General features: G+C 60.9%; 15 protein-coding genes. 4 read left to right on the top strand and 11 right to left on the bottom strand.

Features of this window, described 5'->3' with window-relative positions:
* Positions 1-3: 3 nt before the first annotated feature.
* Positions 4-387: a nuclear transport factor 2 family protein gene (locus G5V57_RS10795; RefSeq protein ID WP_165167500.1), complete on the bottom strand. Its 384-nt coding sequence runs from the start codon at positions 385-387 to the stop codon at positions 4-6.
* A 158-nt stretch (positions 388-545) separates the two neighbouring features.
* On the opposite strand from G5V57_RS10795, the gene G5V57_RS10790 reads away from it, so the two are divergent.
* The 3 genes from G5V57_RS10790 (at position 546) to G5V57_RS10780 (ending at position 4076) form a co-directional block, all read left to right on the top strand.
* On the top strand, positions 546-1220 hold the full coding sequence (locus G5V57_RS10790) for an NYN domain-containing protein (RefSeq protein ID WP_165167499.1): 675 nt from the start codon (positions 546-548) through the stop codon (positions 1218-1220).
* A 75-nt stretch (positions 1221-1295) separates the two neighbouring features.
* Complete coding sequence (locus G5V57_RS10785) at positions 1296-3605, top strand: adenosylcobalamin-dependent ribonucleoside-diphosphate reductase (RefSeq protein ID WP_165167498.1); 2310 nt, start codon at positions 1296-1298, stop codon at positions 3603-3605.
* A 72-nt stretch (positions 3606-3677) separates the two neighbouring features.
* Positions 3678-4076, top strand: coding sequence for a hypothetical protein (locus G5V57_RS10780; RefSeq protein ID WP_165167497.1), 399 nt, complete (start codon positions 3678-3680; stop codon positions 4074-4076).
* 168 nt (positions 4077-4244) lie between these two features.
* Here the strand turns inward: G5V57_RS10780 and G5V57_RS10775 are convergent, their stop codons facing one another.
* A complete protein-coding gene (locus tag G5V57_RS10775) occupies positions 4245-4772 on the bottom strand; it encodes a gamma-glutamylcyclotransferase (protein WP_165167496.1) in 528 nt (175 codons plus the stop codon).
* A gap of 151 nt (positions 4773-4923) precedes the next feature.
* Between G5V57_RS10775 and G5V57_RS10770 the strand changes: the two genes are divergently transcribed.
* Positions 4924-5874 (top strand): DUF2125 domain-containing protein, encoded by a 951-nt coding sequence (locus G5V57_RS10770; RefSeq protein ID WP_165167495.1) that lies wholly within the window; start codon positions 4924-4926, stop codon positions 5872-5874.
* A gap of 1010 nt (positions 5875-6884) precedes the next feature.
* Here the strand turns inward: G5V57_RS10770 and G5V57_RS10765 are convergent.
* The 9 genes from G5V57_RS10765 to G5V57_RS10725 all read right to left on the bottom strand — a co-directional run bounded on the left by G5V57_RS10765 (position 6885) and on the right by G5V57_RS10725 (position 22745).
* Complete coding sequence (locus G5V57_RS10765; RefSeq protein WP_165167494.1) at positions 6885-7805, bottom strand: prephenate/arogenate dehydrogenase family protein; 921 nt, start codon at positions 7803-7805, stop codon at positions 6885-6887.
* Positions 7802-8905, bottom strand: coding sequence for a histidinol-phosphate transaminase (hisC, locus tag G5V57_RS10760; protein WP_165167493.1), 1104 nt, complete (start codon positions 8903-8905; stop codon positions 7802-7804). Before hisC ends, G5V57_RS10765 begins: the two co-directional genes overlap by 4 nt.
* Positions 8902-9690: a chorismate mutase gene (locus G5V57_RS10755; RefSeq protein ID WP_165167492.1), complete on the bottom strand. Its 789-nt coding sequence runs from the start codon at positions 9688-9690 to the stop codon at positions 8902-8904. Before G5V57_RS10755 ends, hisC begins: the two co-directional genes overlap by 4 nt.
* Positions 9691-10020: 330 nt before the next feature.
* Positions 10021-12519 carry a TIGR02302 family protein gene (locus tag G5V57_RS10750; RefSeq protein WP_165167491.1) on the bottom strand — a complete coding sequence of 833 codons (2499 nt, stop codon included), beginning with the start codon at positions 12517-12519 and terminating at the stop codon, positions 10021-10023.
* 667 nt (positions 12520-13186) lie between these two features.
* Entirely contained in the window at positions 13187-14317 is a 1131-nt protein-coding gene (locus tag G5V57_RS10745; RefSeq protein ID WP_165167490.1) for an isoprenylcysteine carboxylmethyltransferase family protein, read from the bottom strand.
* 666 nt (positions 14318-14983) lie between these two features.
* On the bottom strand, positions 14984-15235 hold the full coding sequence (locus tag G5V57_RS10740) for a hypothetical protein (RefSeq protein WP_165167489.1): 252 nt from the start codon (positions 15233-15235) through the stop codon (positions 14984-14986).
* 202 nt (positions 15236-15437) lie between these two features.
* Positions 15438-16877: a response regulator gene (locus tag G5V57_RS10735; protein ID WP_165167488.1), complete on the bottom strand. Its 1440-nt coding sequence runs from the start codon at positions 16875-16877 to the stop codon at positions 15438-15440.
* 10 nt (positions 16878-16887) lie between these two features.
* Positions 16888-22347, bottom strand: a complete 5460-nt coding sequence (locus tag G5V57_RS10730; RefSeq protein ID WP_165167487.1) for a HAMP domain-containing protein — start codon at positions 22345-22347, stop codon at positions 16888-16890.
* A 146-nt stretch (positions 22348-22493) separates the two neighbouring features.
* Positions 22494-22745 (bottom strand): hypothetical protein, encoded by a 252-nt coding sequence (locus G5V57_RS10725; RefSeq protein ID WP_165167486.1) that lies wholly within the window; start codon positions 22743-22745, stop codon positions 22494-22496.
* Positions 22746-22829: the final 84 nt, after the last annotated feature.

Here is a 22829-nt window from a genome sequence, read left to right as displayed (position 1 = left end):
GCCTCAGAACATCCCGTTCGGATTGGCGGCCTGATCCGGCACGATCTGCAGCACGTCCCAGTGCTCGACGATCTTGCCCGCTTCATCGAGGCGGAAGATGTCGATGCCGGCCCAGACATGATCGCCCGGCCAGTCCTGCCGGCAATGTAGCACCACGAGATCGCCCTCGGCGATCACCCGTTTGAACTCGACACTTTTGCCCGGATAGTCGCGCGCCGCCTCTTCGAAATACGCGATGAAGCCTTCCTTGCCGTCGGCGACGCCCGGATTGTGCTGGGTATAGCTCGCGCCCGCATAACGTTCGATCGCCTCGCGCGGCCGGCACCGGTTGAACATCAGATCATAGAAGGCCACGACACTGCGCTTGTTGCGCTCCAGGTCGGGCATGGTCGCCTCCGATCAGGAAGGTGAGCACGGAGCGAAAAAAGAGGTCCATAAAAAATTAAACCCCGAGCCGAGGCCCGGGGGTTGCTAGCGGCGTACCGCATCGCGTTGACACCATGCTATATACGTTTTTGGCGCTGGTATGTCAAGGCTAAGAGGGCATGTTGAAAGCGGCATTTTACTATGATGGCTTCAATTTATACCATGCAATCAATGACTTGGGTGAACCGTATCTAAAATGGTGCAATCTCTGGGAGTTGGGTGAACGCCTCATCCCCAAGCAAACCGAAGAGCTCGTAAAGGCGGTCTTTTGCACCGCCTTCTACCCCGGCGACGAAAGAAAAAAATGGCGGCACCAGCAATATCTGAACGCGCTTGAGAATGTCGGAGTCACGACCGTCAGAGGTCACTACGTCCATGAGGATTTGGATTGCAGCAAATGCGGTCGAGCCTGGAAAAGGCCGACCGAGAAGGAGACGGATATCAATGTGGCCCTGAGCCTGATAACCGATGCTCAGGATGACGTATTCGATAAGGCGTATCTGGTAACTGCGGATTCAGATCAAGCGGCGACAGCGCGGATATTCAGGGATCGGTTCCCGAACAAGCAGCTGGTCACAGTCGCGCCGCCTGGCCGAAATTTCTCGGTGGATATAGCGCGCTACACCAATGGCAACAGACTTGCTATCACGAAAGACCATCTCGACTGGTGCGTTTTCCCCGCGATTGTCATGAGAGGGACTAACCCCGCCGGAAGGCGCCCCCGCGAATATGATCCGCCAGTGTGGTGGATCCCCCCACAAGATCGCCCGCAAAGTTCGGCTAGGGCAGTATAACATCGCCTAAAACAGGCATGTCCAAAACGAGAACAATACTATATACTGTGGCTTGGTCAGTTCAGCGAGCAGCCCATGTCCGTCACCGAGCGTCATGATCTTGATCCGATCTCGGCCGAGATCTGGGACATGAAATACCGGTTCAAGCGGCCGGACGGCGCCGCCGTCGATGCGACGGTGGAGGCGAGCTGGCAGCGTGTGGCCAAGGCGGTGGCGGAAGCCGAAAAACCGGCGGAGCGCGCCAGATGGGCGCGCGAATTCGAGGGTCTCCTGAAGGATTACCGGTTCCTTCCCGCCGGGCGAATCCTGTCGGGCGCGGGCACGGCGCGCACCGTCACGCTCTTCAACTGTTTCGTCATGGGCCGGATCGAGGATTCGCTTTCCGGCATCTTCGACGCGCTGAAGGAAGCGGCGCTGACCATGCAGCAGGGCGGCGGCGTCGGCATGGATTTCTCCACCATCAGGCCCAAAGGCGCCGCCGTCAAAGGCGTTGGCGCCGACGCGTCGGGCCCGTTGAGCTTCATGGACGTATGGGATGCGATGTGCCGCACCATCATGTCGGCGGGCTCGCGTCGCGGCGCCATGATGGGAACCTTGCGCTGCGATCACCCCGATATCGAGGACTTCATCGCCGCCAAGGCAGACCCCAAGCGCCTGCGCATGTTCAATCTCTCGGTCCTCGTCACCGACGACTTCATGAAGGCCGTGAAGGCCGACAGCGACTGGCCGCTCGTCTTCGCCGGCCAGACCTACAAAACGATCCGCGCCCGCCCGTTGTGGGACCAGATCATGCGCTCGACCTATGACTATGCCGAGCCCGGCGTGATCTTCATCGACCGCATCAACGCGCTCAATAATCTCTCTTATTGCGAGACGATCCAGGCGACAAATCCTTGCGGAGAGCAACCCCTGCCGCCTTATGGCGCCTGCCTCCTCGGCTCGATTAATCTCGCCGCGCTGGTGAGTGACCCGTTCACGGAGCAGGCGCGGCTCGACGAGGCCGAGCTGGCGCGGCTGGTGCCGCTCGCGGTGCGCTTCATGGACAATGTCGTCGACGTCTCGAACTATCCCTTGCCCGAGCAGCGCCGCGAAGCGCTGGCGAAGCGGCGCATCGGGCTTGGCATCACCGGGCTCGCCGATGCGCTCGCCATGTGCGGCCTGCGCTATGGCAGCGACGAGGCGTCGGCGCGGGCGAAGGACTGGATGGCCGGGATCGAGCGCCACGCCTATCTCGCCAGCGCCGCGCTTGCGGCCGAGAAGGGCGCCTTCCCGCTTTATGACGCGGAGGCCTATCTCGCCGGCGGGCATGTGAAGGGGCTTGGCCCCGACATCAAGGCGGCGATCGCCCGGACCGGCATCCGCAACGCACTCCTCACCTCGATCGCGCCGACCGGCACGATCTCGCTCTTCGCCGGCAATGTGTCGAGCGGTATCGAGCCGATCTTCAGCGTCGCCTATGAACGGAAGGTCTTGCAGCCCAATGGTGAGCGCGTCACCCAGAAGGTCGTGGATTACGCGGCGCGGCTCTGGCGCGGACTGAAGGGCGCGGACGCGCCGCTCCCCTCCAGCTTCGTCACCGTCAATGATCTCGAGCCGCATGAGCATCTGGTGATGCAGGCGGCGATCCAGCCGCATATCGATTCGTCGATCTCCAAGACGATCAACTGCCCGCCCGATCTCTCCTTCGAGGCGTTCAAGGCGGTCTATCTCGAAGCCTATGACCGGGGCCTAAAAGGCTGCACCACGTTCCGGCCGAACGAGGTGACGGGGGCGGTCCTGTCGCTCGGCGAACCTGCCAAGGCGGAGCCGGTGCAGGCCGCCTTGCCGCTCGAGGCGGTGCGCGATCCGGTGCTCCATGCCGAGCCCGGCGAGGTCGTCTACATGAAGCAGCCTTTGGCGCGCCATGAGGTGCTGCCGGGCTTCACCTACAAGCTCAAATGGGCCGATTCCGACCACGCCATCTACATCACCATCAACGACATCCTGCAGGACGGACGGCGCCGGCCCTTCGAGATCTTCATCAACTCGAAGAACATGGAGCATTTCGCCTGGACGGTGGCGCTGACGCGCATGATCTCGGCGGTGTTCCGGCGCGGCGGCGACGTCTCCTTCGTGGTCGAGGAGCTCAAAGCCGTGTTCGACCCGCGCGGCGGCCAGTGGATGGACGGACGTTATGTGCCGAGCCTGCTCGCCGCCATCGGCGGGGTCATCGAGCGCCACATGATCGACACCGGCTTCCTCAAGCCCGATGCGAAACCGGGCCTGGCGCTGGCCGTCAACGACCAGCAGCGCGGCGCCCAATGCCCGCGCTGTGGCGAGGCGACACTCGTCTTCCAGGAAGGCTGCGCCACCTGTCTCAGCTGCGGCTATTCGAAATGCAGCTGATTAGCCTCAGCCCTCGAGGGACAGGGTAACAACCCGATTGACAGTTCCGGCAGTTTGTTCTATATTCGTTCCATGTTGATTCATGGAACACCCCTGCAAATCCCGTTTTCCGGCGGCACCGAGACCGAGCCGGCCTTCTGGTACTGGCATGGTGCTTCTGGCCGCCGCTACATTCACTCCGTTTACTCGCCGGACAAGTGCGCGCCACTTCCCGGCGCTGTCTTCCTCGCGGTGCGCCGCTTCGGCACCTTGCGCACTGTTCTAGGGGCCGGCCGTTTCGCCGGCTTTTGGGACATCAATCTCGCCACCGGGGACGCGGCGCATTGGCGCGATCTCGGCGCCAACGAGATCCATGTCCATCTCCTGAGCCGCGACGCCGAGGAGGCGCAGGTCATCGCCGCCGATCTCAAGGCCGCGCTCAAGGACGGCACCGCGACACCCATCTGCGAGCCGGGCAAGCTCGCGGCCTAGCGCAAGCGGATTTTAGTTTTCCCGGTTGATCATGCGCCGGCAGGAAATGCGTCAGTTGAGTTCAGCGTAGTCAAGAGGGTGGGATGCACATTCCGCCCTCTTAAATTTTTGGCACTGATGTGTGTCTGGATTGAAGAGCGGCGAAGCTCGCTGATCTGCATTGGCAGCTCATATCCGCATCAGCGCATGCGCCAGCTTCTCCAGCGGGTGGTCGCGAATGCCGGCCTCGCGCAGATGCTGCACCGTGCTCAGCACATAGTCGCTGCAGGCGCCGGACTGGCCATGGCCCTGGCGCACATGATGGAGCTGCTCCTCGAGACTCAAACGACCGGCATATTGCCGGTGCGTGCGGTCGACCGCATAGGTCAGCGCCGGCACCCTCTGGGCCTCATCGCCGATCAGCCGCACCGGCTTGACCAGCTCGTGATACATGTTCGTCACCTGCTCGCGGGCGCGCAGATAAGCGGTCGTCTGCGCCCAGTCCTCGTCCGCCACCCGGAAGGCGATGCCGTGGCAGGCGCCGCCGACATCGAGGCCGAGCACCAGGCCGGGTCGCTCCGGCGTGCCGCGATACATATGCGACAACATGCACAGGCTGCGGTGATAGCCATGGATCACCGCGCGCCGCCGCTCGGCGAAGCGGAAGCCAGGATTCCACATCAAAGAGCCGTAGCCGAAGACCCAATTTTGGTGCATGGAGCCGTCGATCTATAGCAAGCGCGGGATGCGAAAAAGTGGGTACCGGTTTTTCGCGAGAATCCCGCGCTAACTATGAGAACCGATCACGTTTATGAGTTTGGATCGAATCGATCCAAACTCATCGTGATCTAATGGACCGCAACACGCAATGGCCGACACGCCGAAACGCCCCTGGCCCATAATCGCGACCTTTGCCGGCATCGTCCTCCTCGTCGCCGGCTGGTGCGCCTATTGGTTCGTCGCCTCGAGCTTCGCCCGCGCCACCTTCGACCGCGAGCTGGCGAAGCTTGCCCAGCAAGGCGTCAGCCTCGACTGCAAGGCGGCGAACTGGGGCGGCTTTCCCTTCCGCTTCGAGCGCGACTGCCTCCAGCCCAGGCTCGCCGTGGAGAACGACGAGGTCGAGGCGCAGCGCCTGCTGCTCGTCATCCAGGCCTATATGCCCAATCGCGCCGTCGCCTTGCTCGACGGTCCGATCGTCACCCGCTCCGGCCTCACCATCACGCATGAGCGCGCCATCGCCAGCGCGCGCTACTCCGGCGAACGCGACTGGCTCGCCTCCCTCGAGCTGCCGAAGCTCGGCGCTCCGCCCTACGGACGCGCTGACCGCCTGCTGCTGAGCGCCCGTGACACGGGCGGCGAGCGTATCGACGTGGCGGCGGACGCGACACTGGCCGAAGCGCTCATCGGCCCGGGCATACTCGTCAAGGTGGACCAGGCGGCTCTCAACGCCAATCTGCCGCGCGAGGCGCTCGGCCGGGATCTCCTCGCTTTTCTGGCCGAGAGCGGTCAGAAGGCCGGCATCGTCGATCTCACATTGAAGAAGGGCGGCCTCGCCATCACCGCGTCGGGTGAGATCGGCCTCACCGCGCAAGGCCAACTCGACGGCAATCTCAAGACCACCACCAACCGTCTCGATCTGCTGATGGATGAGCTCAAGCAGAATTTCGGCCTGTCGGAGAAGGACGCCCAGACCTTCACCACCATGATCGGGCTCCTGCAGCCCGGCAAGACGACCGATGTCACGCTCGACCTCATCGCCAAGGACGGTAAGCTCTATTGGGGACCGGTGAAGCTCACCGAACTGCCTCCGCTACTGTGAAGGCACTGCCCGCGCTGAAAGATTTTATTCAATCCCGGCTTTCCGCCGCAATGACGATATAGGTAGCGCCTCGCTCCTTCGGGCGTAGGGCCTATCGGAAGCGGCAGAAGCTCTCTCATCCGTCATCCCGACGCAAGTCGCTATCGTATGCACACATCTCATAAGAGATGCGGTTCTCCAATCGCCCCGCGAAAGCGCCGGGGTGTCCGGGAAGAGTAGCGTTCTCCATGATGAGACTCAGAACTCACCCTCATTCCCCTTCTCCCGCTTGCGGGAGAAGGTGCCCGATAGGGCGGATGAGGGTGTTGGTTCAGTGCACGAAAGCTCTTCAAGAGAACAAGATGACGAAGCTTGGACACCTACGCAGGCTTGCGGCGATAAAGAAGCTGAGAGAACACCCTCATCCGGCCTTCGGCCACCTTCTCCCGCAGGCGGGAGAAGGGAAAATCGATAAGGCCTTGCGTGGCTCGACGCGGACGCCTTCGTGAGATCAGGGCTTCGCCGGGGGCGGTGGGATCAGTCTCCGTTCCTGCGGCGTGACGGAGGATCTGGTCGTTGAATTGACTGCGCCCCCCATACCGTCATCCCGGCTTTCGCCGCTGCCGTATTCACACATCTGCTTTTTCCCGTGCGGGCAGTGAGCAGCCCTCTCGTTTCTGCTTCTGCGCGCTTGCGGCGTCGCTCTTCCCTGCTCGGACAACGGGGTTCTGTCACACAATCCACAACCAATGCAATGAGTTGTGCCGAATAGCGGGTCTGGAGAAAGCCGTTCTTCGCAACTACCCTGTATCTACCCTGTATCCGAGCCGGGGCGGGACGTGGGTGAGCAGGTGGGGCCCCGGACTTTGGCCGGGCCGGGGGAGCCGCGTTCCCCACAAGGGGACGGAGGAAGATGTGTGAATCCGATAGCGACGCAAGTCGGGATCCACTGGATAAACCCAAGCGGGCGGTGCTGGTGCCCGCACTGAAAGGCTCTATTGGATCCCGGCTTTCCGCCGGGATGGAGCGCCTCACTCCTTCGGGCGGCGGCCGAAATCGGGAGCAGCGGTTTCTTGGCCGGCGGCGATGATGCTGCGGCGCACCTCGCGCGAGCGGGTGAAGAGATTGAACAGCGTGTCGCCGTCACCCCAGCGGATGGCCCGTTGCAGAAGCGCCAGATCCTCCGAGAAGCGGCCGAGGGTCTCGAGCACCGCCTCCTTGTTGTTGAGGAAGACGTCGCGCCACATGATGGGATCGGAGGCCGCGATGCGGGTGAAGTCGCGGAAGCCGCCGGCCGAGAACTTGATCACCTCGGAATTGGTCACGTCCTCGATATCGGCGGCGGTGGCCACGATGTTGTAGGCGATCAGATGCGGCAGATGGCTGGTGATGGCGAGCACCATGTCGTGATGCTCAGGTGTCATCTTCTCGACATTGGAGCCGCAGGCGCGCCAGAACGCCTCGAGCCTCGCCACCGCCGCAGCGTCGCTGTCCGGCAAGGGCGTCAGGATGCACCAACGGTTGAGGAACAGCTCGGCGAAACCCGATTCCGGCCCTGACTGCTCGGTGCCGGCCACCGGGTGGCCGGGGATGAAATGCACATTGGCCGGCAGATGCGGGCCGACATCGCGCACCACGGCGCTCTTTACCGAGCCGACATCGGTGACGGTGGCGCCGGCTTTCAGATGCGGGCCGATCTCGGCCGCGACCTTGCCATAGGCACCGACCGGCGTGCACAGAATGACCAGATCGGCATCCTTCACCGCGGCGGCGGCGCTTTCATGGATCTCATCGGCGAGGCTGATGCGCCTGGCGACGGCGCGCGTCGGCGCGCTCTTGGCATAGCCGGTGATCCGGCCGGCCAGCCTCTCGCGCCGCATGACATGCGAGATCGACGAGCCGATGAGGCCGAGGCCGATCAGCGCCACGCGCTCGTAAAGAATGCCGGTCATTTCAGGAACTCGCGCAGGGCGGCGATGACGGCGCGGTTGGCTTCCTCGGAACCCACGCTCATGCGCAGGGTCGCCGGCAGGCCGTAGCCGTCCATGCGGCGCAGGATGATGCCGCGCCCGGTCAGGAACGCATCGGCCGCGGCGGCATTGCGCTCAGGCGCGGTCGGGAAGTGTATCAGCAGGAAATTGCCGACACTCGGCGTCACCGTGAGGCCGAGCTTCTCGAGTTCGGCCGTGAGCCAGGCGAGCCATTCGCTGTTATGGGCGAAAGCGCGCTCGACATGCGCCTTGTCGGCGATCGCCGCCGCGCCGGCGGCGAGAGCCGGCGAGCCGACATTGAAGGGTCCGCGAATGCGGTTCAGCACATCGGCGATATGGGCCGGGCAATAGGCCCAGCCGAGACGCAGCGAGGCCAGGCCGTAGATCTTCGAGAAGGTGCGCGTCATCACCACATTGTCGGAAGTGGCGACAAGCTCGATGCCCGATTCATAATCGTTGCGCCGCACATACTCGGCATAGGCCGCGTCGAGAACGAGCAGGCAGGTCTTCGGCAGGCCGGCATGCAGGCGCTTCACCTCGGCGACCGGGATATAGGTGCCGGTCGGGTTGTTGGGATTGGCGAGGAAGACCATGCGCGTCTTTGCGGTGACGCAGGCCAGCATCTGGTCGACATCGGTGCGGTAGTCGCTTTCCTTCGCCACCACCGCCTTGGCGCCGTTCGCCGCGATGGCGATCGGATAGACGAGGAAACCATGCTGCGAATAGATCGCCTCGTCACCCGGGCCCAGATAGGCATGGGCGAGAAGCTGCAGCAATTCGTCGGAGCCGGCGCCGCAGACGATATTGTCGGTCTTGAGCCCGTAACGCGTGGCGATCGCCTCGCGCAGCTCATGCGCCGATCCGTCGGGATAGAATTCGAGCGCATCCGCCGCCTGGCGATAGGCCTCGATCGCCTTCGGACTGGCCCCCAGCGGCGTCTCGTTGGCGGAGAGCTTGTAGACTTTCTGGCCCTTGGCCCCGGCCTTGCCCGGCACGTAGGGCGCAATGTCAAGAATGCCCGGCTTCGGCATCGGCCGGGCGGCAGCGGAAACGGATGTCATGATCTTACCTCGATGGGGCTCGGGTAGCGCCCCAGGACGGAGAGCGCAAGTGAGCCGTTCGAACGGGTGAGCCCGACCAGCGGCGCGCTGTGCTCGGACAGGAAGCCCGGCAGGCTGGTGAGCTGGAGCGCGCCGGTCCGCATCTGCCAGAGCGGCTGGAGCGCAAAATCACGCGGCAATTGCCCATCGGTCAGGACCAGCGTCTCGTCGGCGCCGGTCGCCTCCGGCGTCGCGTGGCCGAAGATCAGGAGCCGCGGCATGGGCGATGGGCTGAGGAAGGGGAGGACGCCAATGACCTGGGCCGGGCCGGCATGGCCCTCGAGCCAGGCCTTGGCCCATGGCCCGTCGAGCGCCACTGCGGCGAGATCGCCCGAATTGCCGGAGAGCGCCCGCAAGGCCTGAGCCTCGCTGGCATGATCGGCGAAAGCGGTAGGGCCGAAATATTCACGCAGGTAGGCCTGCGATGCTGCGGAGGCGAAGAAGTCGGCACTGCCATGGATGCGGATCGGCGCCTGCCTCAGACTGGCGGTTGAGATCAGCGCCCGCCAGATGCGGAAGCACAGATCGGCCGGCACCTTGTCGCCCGCCTCTGCGATCAGCCGGCGCAGGATCTCCGCCTCGCGGCCGGGGCGGATGGGGGAGGTGGCGAGGCTGCCGGTCACGGCTTTGTGGGCGCGCACCCGGTCGACCATGTCGAGGCGGGCGGCGATCAGCGCCAATATGCCGTCATCGATCCGGTCGATCTCGCGGCGAATTTCGGCAAGGCTTTCCTGAGGCGGCGGCATTCGCTGTTCCATGCGGGCGTTATTCATAAGGAGCCGGCCCCGCAAAAGCAAAGGGTTAGGATAAACCGCCCTCGCCCCCACGCGAGCGCTTGTTCCCCTCCCCCTGTGGGGGCGAGGCGCCGCGGCGAAGCCGACAAAAAGGTCCAGTGGACCTTTTTGAGCGACGAGCGCCCGGAGCGCAAGCGAAGGGCCGGCTGGGTTAGGGGTGGGGGGTGGTTCGCGCGATCAAACGAGTGTCATTGGACTTGCTGGAGAGACCACCCGACCCCCACCCCGACGCTGCGCGACGACCCTCCCCGCAAGGGGGAGGGTAAAAGGGAGCGAAGGTGGTCAGTAAAGCCCGCGCAGCAGGCGCTCGATATAGTCCTTGTCGATACGCGGCAGGTCCGGCTTGTTGGCGCGCTCGCGCAGCATGTCGAGGATCTCGCGCGCCCGCCTGATCGCCGCCTCACCCGGCAGCATGTTGCGCTCAGGGCCGTAATCCTCGCCGCGCGTCGAGCGCGGGCGGCCGAGCGGATCGCGGTCGTCGCCTCGCGCCTGGCCGTGGCGGCCGTAATTACCGGTATTGCCCTGACCCTGCTGCATCATCTGACGCGCCATCGACTGGGCGCCTTCGCGCAGCGCGTCGAGCGCGTCACTCTGCTGGCCGAGCGCGGGATCGCGGCGGCCCTGCTGGAGCTCCTCAGTGGCGCCTTGCATGGATTTGCCGGCCTGGCCGAAGGATTGCGGCGCCGACATGCCCTGCTGGCCGAGGCGTCCCATCAGCTCATCCAGCATGCCGCGCAGCGCTTCCTGCTTCTGCGACAGCGACTGGCCTTGCGGGCTCCCGCCCCGGCCCGCCTGCGGCTCGCCACTCTCGCCGCCTTCCTGCGGCTCGCCATTGGGATCGCCCGGCAGGCGCATGGTCTCGTCCATCAGCTGTTGCTGGCGGCGCATCAATTCGGAAAGATCGCCCAGCATCTCGGACATGGGTGATTCACCCTGCGGCTGCATCTGCGCCGACATGCCGGGCTGCAGGTTGCGCAGCAGGTTTTCGAGCTGCGAGAGCATTTCCTGCGCCGCCTCATTGGCGCCGCTCTCGGCGAGCTTCTGGATCGTGTCGAGCATCTTCTGCAGGTCGTCCTGGCTCAGAAGCCGGCTCGGATCGACGGGCTGCGGCTGCATGCCGTTCTGCTGCATGCGCCGCATGGTCTCTTCCGCCATGGACTGCAGATATTTGTTCATCGCCTCGCGCAGCTTTTCCATCAGCTCGGCGATGCGTTCCGGACTGGCGCCTTCGGCCAGCGCCTTCTGCAGCTCCTTGCGCACCGCGTCGAGCTCGGCGCGCGCATCGGCGAGATCGCCTTCCTCGATGGCGAGCGCCAGCTTCCACAGATCGTCCACCGACTGCTTGATGTCGTCCTGATCCTTGGCGTTGGCGATATGCGACTGGATCGCGGCGATGGCGATATGGATGCCGCTCTTGTCGATGAGCCCTTCGGGATAGAGGAGGAGGCTTTCGAGCATCAGCTCGACATTGCCGTGATCGTCGGGATCGTGGATGAGCGCCTTCCTCTGCTCGATCAGCGCCTTGGCGAGCGGCTTGATAAAGAGCCGTTCGGGCAGCGTCACCGTCTTGATCTCGGACTTGGCCGTCTTGCCGGCCTGGTCTTTCGCTTCGAGCGTCACATCGACATTCAGCCCGGCCCAGGGATGGGCGGTGAGATCATTGGTGCTCGTCTCCTCGACCTCGCGCGGGGCGGCCCGCTTCAGCGTGATTGGGAACGCCGGGGCGTCATAGAGGAACACGCCATTGGTGGCGAAGCCGGGCCCGTCGGCCTGCGTGTCCGAAAGCGCGATTTTGGCGCTGACGCCGGCGAGACCATAATCGTCGCTGGCTTTCCAGGCGAGTGACAGGGCGCCGGCCGAATCCGATGCCGGATCGCCGGTGAAGGCGATCTCGGGCGGCAGGTCGGGAATGACCGAGAGGCGCCAGCGGGCGAGCTCGCTCGTGCCGTCAAAGACACGGATCTCGGCCGGACGGTCGAGCCGGGTCTCGGCGGTGAAGGCGCCGCCCGACGTGGCGATCTTCGGCGTGAGGCCGGAAATCTCCTCGCCGCCGATCAGGTCGAAGAACGCGAGCCGCGGCTCTTGCGCGCCCGACAGGCGCAGGACGAAGAGGCTCGCCTCCGGCACCAGCAGATCGCTTTCGCGCGCCAGCCGCTCCTTCAGTACCTCGCTGGTGAGCAGCAGCGGCGGCTTGGCGGTATAAGCGGGGGGGCGCACCCAGGCATCGAGCGACAGCGCCACTTGCGCGGGGGGAGCTGTGACCCGCACCGCGTCGGCGAAATTCGACACCGGGTCGCCGCGATAGAGGAAGAGGGCGGCGATGACGCCGAGCAGACCTAAGAGCCGCAGGGCGTAAGGATCGCGCCATTTGAGATCGGAGCGCGGTGTGCCGGCCTTGAGATGGGTGAGCTTGGCGAGCTGGCGGGCGACATGCGCCTCCCAGATGGCGGAAGCCGCCGCACCCGGATTGGCAGGCTTGTCCTCCGAGGCCGAGATCGGGCGGTGGTCGAGGGCGGAAGCCCGCTCGATGCGACGCAGCGCCTCGCCGCGTTGCGGGAAGACGAGACGGAACAGAGGGCGCAGCGTCCACAGGAAGGCGAGCCCGAAGGCCGCCAGCGCCGCATAGCGGACATAGTCGGGAAGCAGCGCCAGGAAACCGGTCAGCACCGCGATGACGAAGACGGCCCCGAGCATGACCAAGGGGTAGGACGCCGCCCACAGGCGTTCCCACAACAGCGCCAACTTGGCGCGCCAGATCGTTCTTTGCAGTTTCGCTGACATCGCTCGTGATGATCCTAACATAAAACGGCGAAATAACGCCCGTCCTAATTGCGAGGGTAAAGGCGGATCCCCCCATGTTTCGGGCCTTTCACCCCCGGCTCGCGCAGATGTGAAGAGGGTTGCGGGCTCCAGAATAACCGTCACCCCGGCGAAAACCGGGGGCCTCGATCAGCGCCGTCCGGAAGGTGCTACCGGGGTGATTCTATTCAGTGATGACCGGCCTGCCGCTTTACCCTCGCCCTGCAAGCGAAGCGCAGCGGGGAGAGGGAAGGGGGCCCGACGCGCAGCGGCGGGAAGGGTGAGGGGCACGGCCACCGACACGGCGAGGGCATTCTTGTTGCGAGGGCATTCAGTTGTCTGAGGTCGCACTCAATCTCGCAAAGGCCCCTCACCCTCCCATTGCTACGCAATGGGCCCCTCCCTCTCCCCGCTAAAGCAGGGCGAGGGTAAGGGCGCATCCCTCACGAGATGTGTGCATATAATAGCGGCTTTCGCCGGGATGACTATCAGAGGACGGCTAGCAGCCCCCTATCTCCGGTTCTTTTCCTGCCACCGCGCCAGGTGGTCGAGGCTGATCAGGTTTCTCTCAAGTCTGGCGCGACCGCACGCGCAAGGGACCCACAGATGGGGAGGGTAAATCAAGCCTGTCTTCCGCTCGTTTCGGAAATCATTTGGGCGAGGGGCTATCGGATTCGGGTGGTCGCCAACAGCGCATAATGGGGATCAGCCTGCCGACCCAGCGGAATATGCCATTTTCCTCGATCCAATCTGCATATTGGACGTAGCGGGGCTCCTCTGACAGATGCAGCTCTTCGTATTTGGCTCTGAAGAAGTAGATCAGCCCGATCGCCGCCAATTGCAGTGAGTTCTCTACCGCGAACGATATCCCCGCGGGGGAAACAAAGGGAACCGCTATGAGCCACCAGAACATGTTCTTCGAAATGTAGGATGGATGCTTCGAGAAGCGAAACGCACCATCGGTTACTATGCCTCGATTGGTCAAGTTTGAAAATAGCAACCCGAATGGCGCATTCGACCAGATCCAGGTAAATTTCAGAGCAAGAATAGCCGTTCCCCAGATGGCCAGGAGGATCGGACTTCCGTCGAGCCATGTCGTCCAATAATATCCGTCATCATCGTAATTCAAGAAAGCGCGATATAGAAAACCATAGAACGGATAGTAGCATATCAGCGTTACGAGCCAGGCTATTGGGTAAGGTGAGCATGAGCGGATCTGCCAACCGAATAGCCGCAATGTGGCAAAGTATCCCGTTGCGGCGATGCATAAATCCCAGAAATAAATCACTGCGACCAGCATCTGGTATGCGTGCAACTGTCCAACCGTGTTGCTCCTGAGCGCGGTGTCTACAGCCTGTATCGCCATATTCAGTTCCCAGAACATTATGGGAATGAAGAATAATTTTATCGTCCAGCTCAAGACGAAGTGCTTGATCTGAGACCAATCAACAATCGAAAGATCTCCCACAAGGAGGCTGCCCATGTGGAAGAACTCATCCTTCTGGTTCTGTTGCAGGGCGTGCACCGTGCACATGTATGGAACAGCTAAAATAAGAAGAACCGGCCATGCCATTTCAAGAAATCGGGTTATCGGAGCCCATCGCGCCAAGCCGAGATTCTGGGCGAAGTAAAGACCGATCGCGACAACCGCCGCGAGCCCAGAAACCGCGATTAATTTACGAAAGACAACTCTATCAATAGCAATGTTCAACGACGGTAGGATAGTCGATCCGCGTCGCACCGCCTCGTACCCTATTTGAGGGAGGGCATAGACAAGCATGCTCAATCCGGCTCTGGCGACCGTAGAAATTCCAAGACCCGCCGAGGCAAACACAAAAACAGTGCCTAGACCCAGGCCGACGAGAGCAAGCAGAAACTGTCCTTCGGACTTTGGTCGTCCGATGACTTCAGATCGAGAAGCAGAATATTGTGAGTCCAATTTCTGACCCTCAGCAATAAACGCGGCGTATCAGGTTAGGGTTTATTCATTGCATCGGCAGCACGAGGTATCCTGCGGACATAGGCGTGTGCGGGCGCCTTCCCTCCTTCTCACAAGGAATCCGCATCCGACTTCGCAGACGGTTTACTCATATGCTGAATTTATCCAGCGTAAAGTCAAGTCAGATTGCCGTTGGCTTGACCTAAAAGCAGAAAACCCCGCCAGGCGGCGCCCGAAGCGGAGTTATCTTTGTCTTCTCGCGAACAGAAACTCGCGGATACGGGTCGCTTCTACGAACATGTAGACGCAGGCGATGATGATGCCCCATATGACCGGGATGGCGTCTAAGTTGCGCCTCTCATGGGACGGAACCGCGATCGCAGAAAATCTCGCGGCCATCGCATGTCTCGATATCGTCAATCGGGGTGGGAGCTGTCCACCGCGTCTGCATTTTGGTTCCTGTCTATAGACGATCAAGCGTCATCACGCCTCATCATCTTCGTTTGATCATTCCCTCTCCGACAGCCAATGTCTGCCGTCTGATCCATCGGACATCGATGAAATATCGATTGAATGATCGATGCGAGATTCATCCGAATCCAGACCGTCCGCATCCGGGTTATCGCCCCAGGACGACTCGCTCACGTAGTCGGCCGGGTAGATTCGGGTCAACCCGATTGTCCTTTGCGCCTCCAGATCTTCGAGTTCGGCGTCTAAGGGGGAAACCGGGGCACGAGATGCAAACGGCCTGTCAGCCATGTATTTCTCCATTGCATCGATAACCGCCGTGAACGCAAAACGTTCCAATTGCGGGGCAATGGAAGGACTCTAGGCCGAGGGTGACTACGTGATGGACGAGGCCGAAGCAGATGGTGTCTTGGACACCTGTCGCCTCGGATTGGGGAGGCCGGGCGAGAAGCCCGTGGCTGCACATGCATCGCCAAAGGCCCGGGAATGAAGGCTATAGAAGGGAGACATCCTCCAAGAATCTCTGAACAGCTTGGGCTTCGATCGGTTTCCGCAGCACGTCAACATTGGAGAACCGGGACTCCAGTCCTTCTGATTCATACCCGGTCATGAACAGGAAGGGAACCTGGCGAGCGGACAGGATATCCGCCAGAGGAAACACGGATACTCCATTGAGATTGATGTCGAGGATCGCTCCGGCGAGATATGTTCCGTCAATCGCCCGCATAGCTTCATTCAAGGCAGCGTAAGGTCCGGCAACCGAGAAACCCTGATTCACAATGATTTCCTCGATCATGAGCGCTACGAGGGGCTCGTCCTCGACCAGCAGAATTGTCCGGATCGGACCATCGCCATAGGCTTTTGATATCTTTCCTCCGCCCGTGTCGGATAGGTCCGAAACGTCCGGAATCTCAAGAGTGCAATGCAATCCGTCACTATGCCACTCATAGTGTGCTCGACCGCCCAGTTGAGTCTCTATGGTCAAATTGATCACTTTTGTGCCGAAGCCGAGGCTGGCGGGCGCCCGAATATTCGATACCCCGCTTTCGCGCCAGCAGATCGTGAGCGGATCCGCCGACTCCCAGGACAGGCTTAGTCTGCCGGATTGAGCTGCAAACGCTCCATATTTGGCGGCATTTGTAGCCAGCTCATGCAACGCCAGGGCGATTCCTTGAGCACTTGCCGGTCGCAACAGAATATCCGGACCACTGACGGCGAAACGTGGGGCGTTGGTTCCGCCATAAGGCGCAAGCTCTTCGTCAACGATAGTGCTGAGGCTCGCGCCCTGCCAGCGCGAATCCGACAGCAGCGCATGGGCGCGCGCCAACGCGCTTATGCGGCCTTCGATGGCAATGATATAATTATCGATAGTGTCGGCATGCGAGAGTCGAACGATGGCTTGCGCAACCGCCAACGCATTCTTGGCTCGATGATCGACCTCACGCGCAAGGATTGTCTGCCGTTCATTGGAGATGCGCAGTTCCTCTGTCCGCGCGGCAACCCTCTCTTCCAATTCGCTATTCAAGGACTCAAGCTGCTTGGTCTTACGATACAGGTCGGTAAACACCTTGACCTTCGCCCGCAATACCTCCGGAACGACGGGGGCAGAAACATAGTCGACGGCACCCATTTGATAGCCACGAACATAGTCGTCTTCGCTGAGATGGACTGCCGAAACGAAAATTATCGCAGTCTGCTTATACCGTGGGTGATCCCGGATCATTGATGCCAGTTGGAATCCATCAAGATCGGGCATGCTCACATCCATGAGGATGACGGCTACATCGAACCGCAGCAAGCGGTCCAATGCATCGCGCGCCGAAGATGCCTTAATCAAGTTCTCGCCGAGACTTTCCAGCACGACTTCGTAAGTCATCAGTTTGGCGGGCTGGTCGTCAACCAGCAGAATATCGATCTTTCCTGGTTCATTCATGGCGGACACGCTAACGGTGGAGCCAAACACGCAAGGCGGCGATAAGCTGTTCAGTGTCGACCGGTTTGGCCAGATAATCGGAAGCCCCGGCCTCGAGGCATTTCTCACGATCGCCCTTCATCGCCTTTGCGGTCAGCGCGATGATGGGAAGCCTTCGCAGATCAGGTCGCGCGCGAATAGTCTCAATCACCTGGTACCCGTCCATTCCAGGCATCATGATATCCATAAGGATGATGGCAATTTCGGGTGTCGCGTCCACGATACCCAGCGCTTCGCGGCCGTTCGTCGCCGTCAGTACCTTCATTTGACTGCGTTCCAGAACACTGCTCAGCGCGAATATGTTGCGGGCGTCATCATCGACCACAAGTACTGTCCTTCCGGCAAGGTCTGCATTGGATCCGTGCAACCGCTGGATCATATCCTGCTTGTTCTTCGGCAAATCGCCGATCACGCGATGCATGAACAGGGCGGTTTCATCGAATAGCCGCTCCGGTGACTCGACACCCTTGACAACGATGCTTCTGGCCATTGTGCGCAAACGATCGTCCTCTTCGAGAGAAAGCGGCCGACCGGTGAAGACGACCACCGGCAGGTCGGACAGATGATCGTCGTTTGCAATATGCTCGAGGATTTCGAAGCCGGACATATCGGGAAGCTTCAAATCGAGCACCACGCAGTCCCATGGTTCGTCGGATAGCTTCGCGAGAGCGGCAGATCCGGTCGTCGCCGTTGCAATCGCGATATCGTCATACTCAAGCAGCGCTTTTATGCTCAGCTGCTCGGCAGGGTTATCTTCCACGATCAGCAGACGTTTTTGTCCAGATTCGGCGCAACGTTGCAGTCGCCCCAGCGCGGCATCGAGGTCGTTGCTGGAGGCAGGCTTGTTCATGAAGGAAAACGCACCCTTCGCCAGGGCTTGCTGACGGTCCTCATCGAGGCTGACTATTTGCACGGGAATGTGCCTAGTCAGCGGATTCTTCTTGAGGTGACTGAGCACGCCCCATCCGAGTATGTCCGGAAGGAAGATATCGAGCGTTATGGCCGTCGGCTGATACTGTGTGGCCATTTCGATCGCTTCGACGCCAGTGGGTGCGACCAGCACCTTGAACCCACGACGCCGCGCAGTATCCATGACAATCTTCGCATAGCCGGGATCATCCTCGACGATGAGCAATATGTCGTCATTCGGCACGATTGACATTCGATCGTCGGAAATCGGCTCGACGGTCCGTACCGTTAGGCCGATCGAGCGCGCCGGTGCCACCTCAGTGCTGGTTGATTGCGGGATCAATGGCCCGGAAAATCTCTGGGTGAGGTAGAACGTGAACGTGCTGCCGGTCCCCACAGCGCTGCGAACCTGGATTTCACCGCCCAAGAGCGCCGCCAGCTCGCGGCTGATGGCAAGGCCCAAGCCTGTCCCGCCGTAGCGCCGGCTGGTGCTGGCGTCTGCTTGCTGGAATGCCTCAAAAATCAGCTTCTGCTTGTCGACCGGAATGCCGATGCCAGTATCGGAGACTTCGAACGCAAGCACGCTGGGGGCCTCGTTCAGAACCCGATTGTCGCTGTTCCAGCCGCTTTCGGCTGCGAAGACCCGTAAACAGATGCCGCCGCGCTCGGTGAACTTGAAAGCGTTCGAAAGCAAATTCTTCAGGATCTGCTGCAATCTTTTCGAGTCGGTGAACAGTGTTCCCTTGATTCCCGAATCAACCTTGACTTCGAAAGACAATTGCCGCGTATCGGCTTCATGTCTGAAAGGCCTTCCAACCACTTCGACAATCTTGTCGACCAGAAGCTCTTCCGCCTCCACCGTGACGGTGCCGGATTCAATCTTCGACAGGTCAAGTATGTCGTTGATGAGATTCTGTAGATCGCTGCCAGCTCCTCGAATCGTGCGCGCGAACTCGACCTGCTTCGAAGTTAGATTGCCGTCAGGATTCTCACTCATCTGCTGGGCCAGAATGAGGATGCTGTTGAGCGGAGTGCGCAGTTCGTGCGACATGTTGGCAAGGAATTCCGACTTGTACTTGGATGTCAGCGCCAGCTCGGACGCCTTGTCCTCCAGGGCGCGGCGGGCCTGCTCGATCTCCTGATTTTTCTTCTCGACTTCGACGTTGCGCTCGGCCAGCTGCTGAGCTTTCATGCCCAACTGATCATTTGTCTGCTGCAACTCTTTTTGCTGGGTCTGCAGTTCGCCGGCGAGCTCCTGCGATTGCTTAAGCAGGCCTTCAGTCTGCATCGTCGCCTCGATACTGTTGAGGACGATTCCGATGCTTGCGGTTAGCTGCTCGAGAAAAGTCTTCTGCAGTGCCGTGAATTTTTCCAGGGATGCCAGTTCGATAACGGCCTTGACGTGATTCTCGAACAGGATTGGAAGCACGATCACGTTGCGGGGCAGGGCCTTGAACACGGCCGATCCGATCGGGATGGCGGCGGCCGGAAGCTTGTTCAACAGAATGGCCCGCTTGTCGGCGGCGCACTGACCGATCAAGCCTTTGCCAACAGGCAGAATTTCCGGATATCCCCGTGTGCTGTCGTCGGCGTATACCGACAGCAGCTTGAGCCGCGGCGTCGCGATGTTCTCCATCTGGTAGAGCGCGCCAAGCTGCGCGTTGACCAGTGGTGCGAGCTCGGAAAGCAACAGCCGGCCGACCGTCGCCAGATCGCGCTGTCCCTGAAGCATGTTCGTGAAGTTCGCCAGATTGGTCTTCAGCCAATCCTGCTCCGTATTGTGCTCAGTGGTCAGTCGCAGATTGCCGATCATGGTATTGATATTGTCTTTGAGCTCGGCGACCTCTCCGCGCGCTTCCACTTGGATCGAGCGCGTCAGATCGCCCTTGGTCACCGCGGTCGCAACCTCGGCGATGGCTCGCACCTGCGTAGTGAGATTTGCAGCGAGGAGATTGACGTTGCCGGTAAGATCCTTCCAAGTACCGGCCGCGCCGGGAACGTTGGCTTGTCCGCCGAGCCGCCCTTCGACGCCAACTTCGCGCGCCACCGTCGTCACCTGATCCGCAAAAATAGCGAGTGTAGCGGTCATATTGTTGATCGTTTCCGCCAATGCCGCCACTTCGCCCTTGGATTTGACAGTGAGGTTCTGGGCGAGGTCGCCATCGGCAACCGCTGTCACGACCTTCACAATGCCGCGCACCTGTTCGGTGAGATTGGCCGCCATCACATTGACGGTATCGGTGAGGTCCTTCCAAGTACCCGCCACGCCCGGGACTGTGGCTTGACCACCGAGCTTTCCTTCCGTTCCGACTTCGCGGGCGACGCGTGTGACTTCGGAAGCAAAGCCATTCAATTGATCGACCATCGTGTTGATCGTGTTTTTCAGCTCGAGTATCTCGCCCTTCACTGGAACCGTGATCTTGCGTGAAAGGTCACCGCGCGCGACTGCGGTCGTGACCTCCGCGATGTTGCGGACTTGCGTGGTTAGATTGGCGGCGAGGAGATTGACATTGTCCGTCAGGTCCTTCCACGTCCCGGCGACGCCTGGCACCTGCGCCTGGCCGCCCAATTTCCCGTCCGTTCCGACTTCGCGTGCAACGCGGGTAACCTCGGCCGCGAAAGAGCGAAGCTGTTCCACCATTGTATTGAGTGTTTCCTTGAGAAGGAGAATCTCGCCGCGAACATCGACGGTGATTTTCTTGGAGAGATCACCGCCGGCAATGGCGGTTGCGACCTCGGCTATACTACGCACCTGGGCGGTGAGGTTGCTCGCCATTGAATTCACGTTATCGGTGAGGTCCTTCCAGGTGCCGGCAACACCGGGAACCTGAGCTTGGCCACCCAGCTTTCCTTCCGTTCCGACCTCGCGCGCCACACGTGTCACCTCGGAGGCAAAGGCATTGAGCTGGTCGACCATCGTATTGATGGTATTCTTCAGTTCCAGAATTTCACCTTTGACGTCCACCGCGATCTTTCTGGAAAGGTCGCCGCGCGCGACCGCCGTCGTGACCTCGGCAATATTGCGCACCTGGGCGGTAAGGTTGCTTGCCATGGAGTTCACGGAGTCGGTCAGGTCCTTCCACGTTCCAGCCACGCCGGGAACGGCAGCCTGGCCGCCGAGCTTGCCGTCGGTCCCGACTTCACGTGCGACGCGTGTCACTTCCCCGGCAAAGGCATTCAGCTGATCGACCATCGTGTTGATGGTTTCTTTCAATTGCAGGATCTCGCCGCTCACATTGACGGTGATTTTCTTGGATAGATCACCGCCGGCGATAGCGGTCGAGACTTCGGCAATATTGCGAACCTGTGCCGTCAGATTGCTGGCCATGAAGTTGACATTGTCAGTGAGGTCCTTCCATGTTCCGGCGACGCCGGAAACCTGCGCTTGCCCGCCGAGTTTTCCTTCCGTACCGACTTCACGAGCGACCCGGGTCACCTCGGACGCGAACGCGTTCAGCTGGTCAACCATCGTGTTGATGGTGTCCTTGAGTTCGAGAATTTCGCCGCGGACATCGACGGTGATCTTGCGGGAGAGGTCGCCACGGGCGACGGCCGTGGTAACTTGCGCGATATTACGGACCTGGTCGGTGAGATTGCCGCACATGGCATTCACGGAATCGGTGAGATCCTTCCAAGTGCCGGCGACGCCGGGCACCAGTGCTTGTCCGCCCAGCTTGCCGTCGGTGCCAACTTCGCGAGCCACGCGGGTAACTTCCGAGGCGAATGATCGCAGCTGATCGACCATGGTATTGATCGCCTCTTTCAGCTGCAGGATCTCGCCGCGAACATCGACGGTGATTTTCTTCGACAGGTCGCCATTGGCGACAGCGATGGTGACATCGGAAATGTTGCGCACCTGCGCAGTCAAATTACTCGCCATCTGGTTGACGCTTTCCGTCAATTCCTTCCAGACGCCGGTAACCTCCGGGACCTGGGCCTGGCCGCCAAGTTTGCCCTCCGTTCCGACCTCCCGCGCCACGCGGGTGACCTCGGATGTAAAAACGGCCAGCTGCTTGATCATGGTGTTGACGATGGAGGCAGACTGGAGGAATTCGCCCCGCAGCGGGCGGCCGTCGACATCGAGGCGCACGGTGTGCAGCAGATTGCCCTGGGCGACGGCAGCGATCGCGCGCGTCACTTCCGCGGTCGGCCATAGAAGGTCATCGATGAGCGTATTGACCGATGACTCCATTTCGACCCAGGCGCCCTGCTGGACACCAAATCTTACCCGCTGGCGGGTTCTGCCTTCCTTGCCGACGACTGTGCCCACCTGTTCGAGCTGCTGGGCTATGCGCTGATTGGTTGCGCAAATATCATTGAAGGTCTCGGCAATTCTCCCGACGATACCGGGACTATGGACTGGCAACCGGACGGTAAAGTTCCCGTTCCGCATTTCCATGAGTGCATCAAGGAGATCGTTCAGTTCGCGAGTCACCGCCCCGTTCGTTTCCGCCGTGACATTCAATGATTTTATGGGTCGACGCTCGCGCTTGACCGGTTGATCTGATCCGACGCCCCGCATTAATCCCCTCCCAAAAGAGTAACGAAGGCTTAGGTGCGATGCACCACGAGCAATCGTAACCCACCGTCAATTTTTGCTAACAACGACGGAAGAGGAAAGTTCCGTGCGAAAAGGACGAGGAAAAGATCGCTGGTTCGGGTCGCTTATCAGGGCCAGAACAAAGGCAGAACAAATACAAAAAAGCAGGCGATCACGCCCACTAGAAGCAGGGTGGCGTCCAAGCTGCGCCTCTCATTGGCGGGAACGCATTCGTTGAAAATGTCCTGGTTTTCGCAGGCCTCGATATCGTCAAGGGTGTCGAAGTTGTTCAGCCGCGCTTCAGTGTCATGGTTCCTGGCGTGCTCCAAAAACGCGCGAGGATTTCCGCTGAGAAGTGCTGCAATAGGTGACTGAGTCATAACGCATTCCGTTGATCGCCCCACGTCTGTCAAACGCGGGGTCGGCTTTTCGGCTTCCTCTCATATGGGTGCGCTTTGACGAGG

The organism is Nordella sp. HKS 07, from assembly GCF_011046735.1.
Lineage (GTDB): Bacteria > Pseudomonadota > Alphaproteobacteria > Rhizobiales > Aestuariivirgaceae > Taklimakanibacter.
Note: the sequence above shows the minus strand (reverse complement) of the source record. Positions and strands in the feature narration are given on the sequence as shown.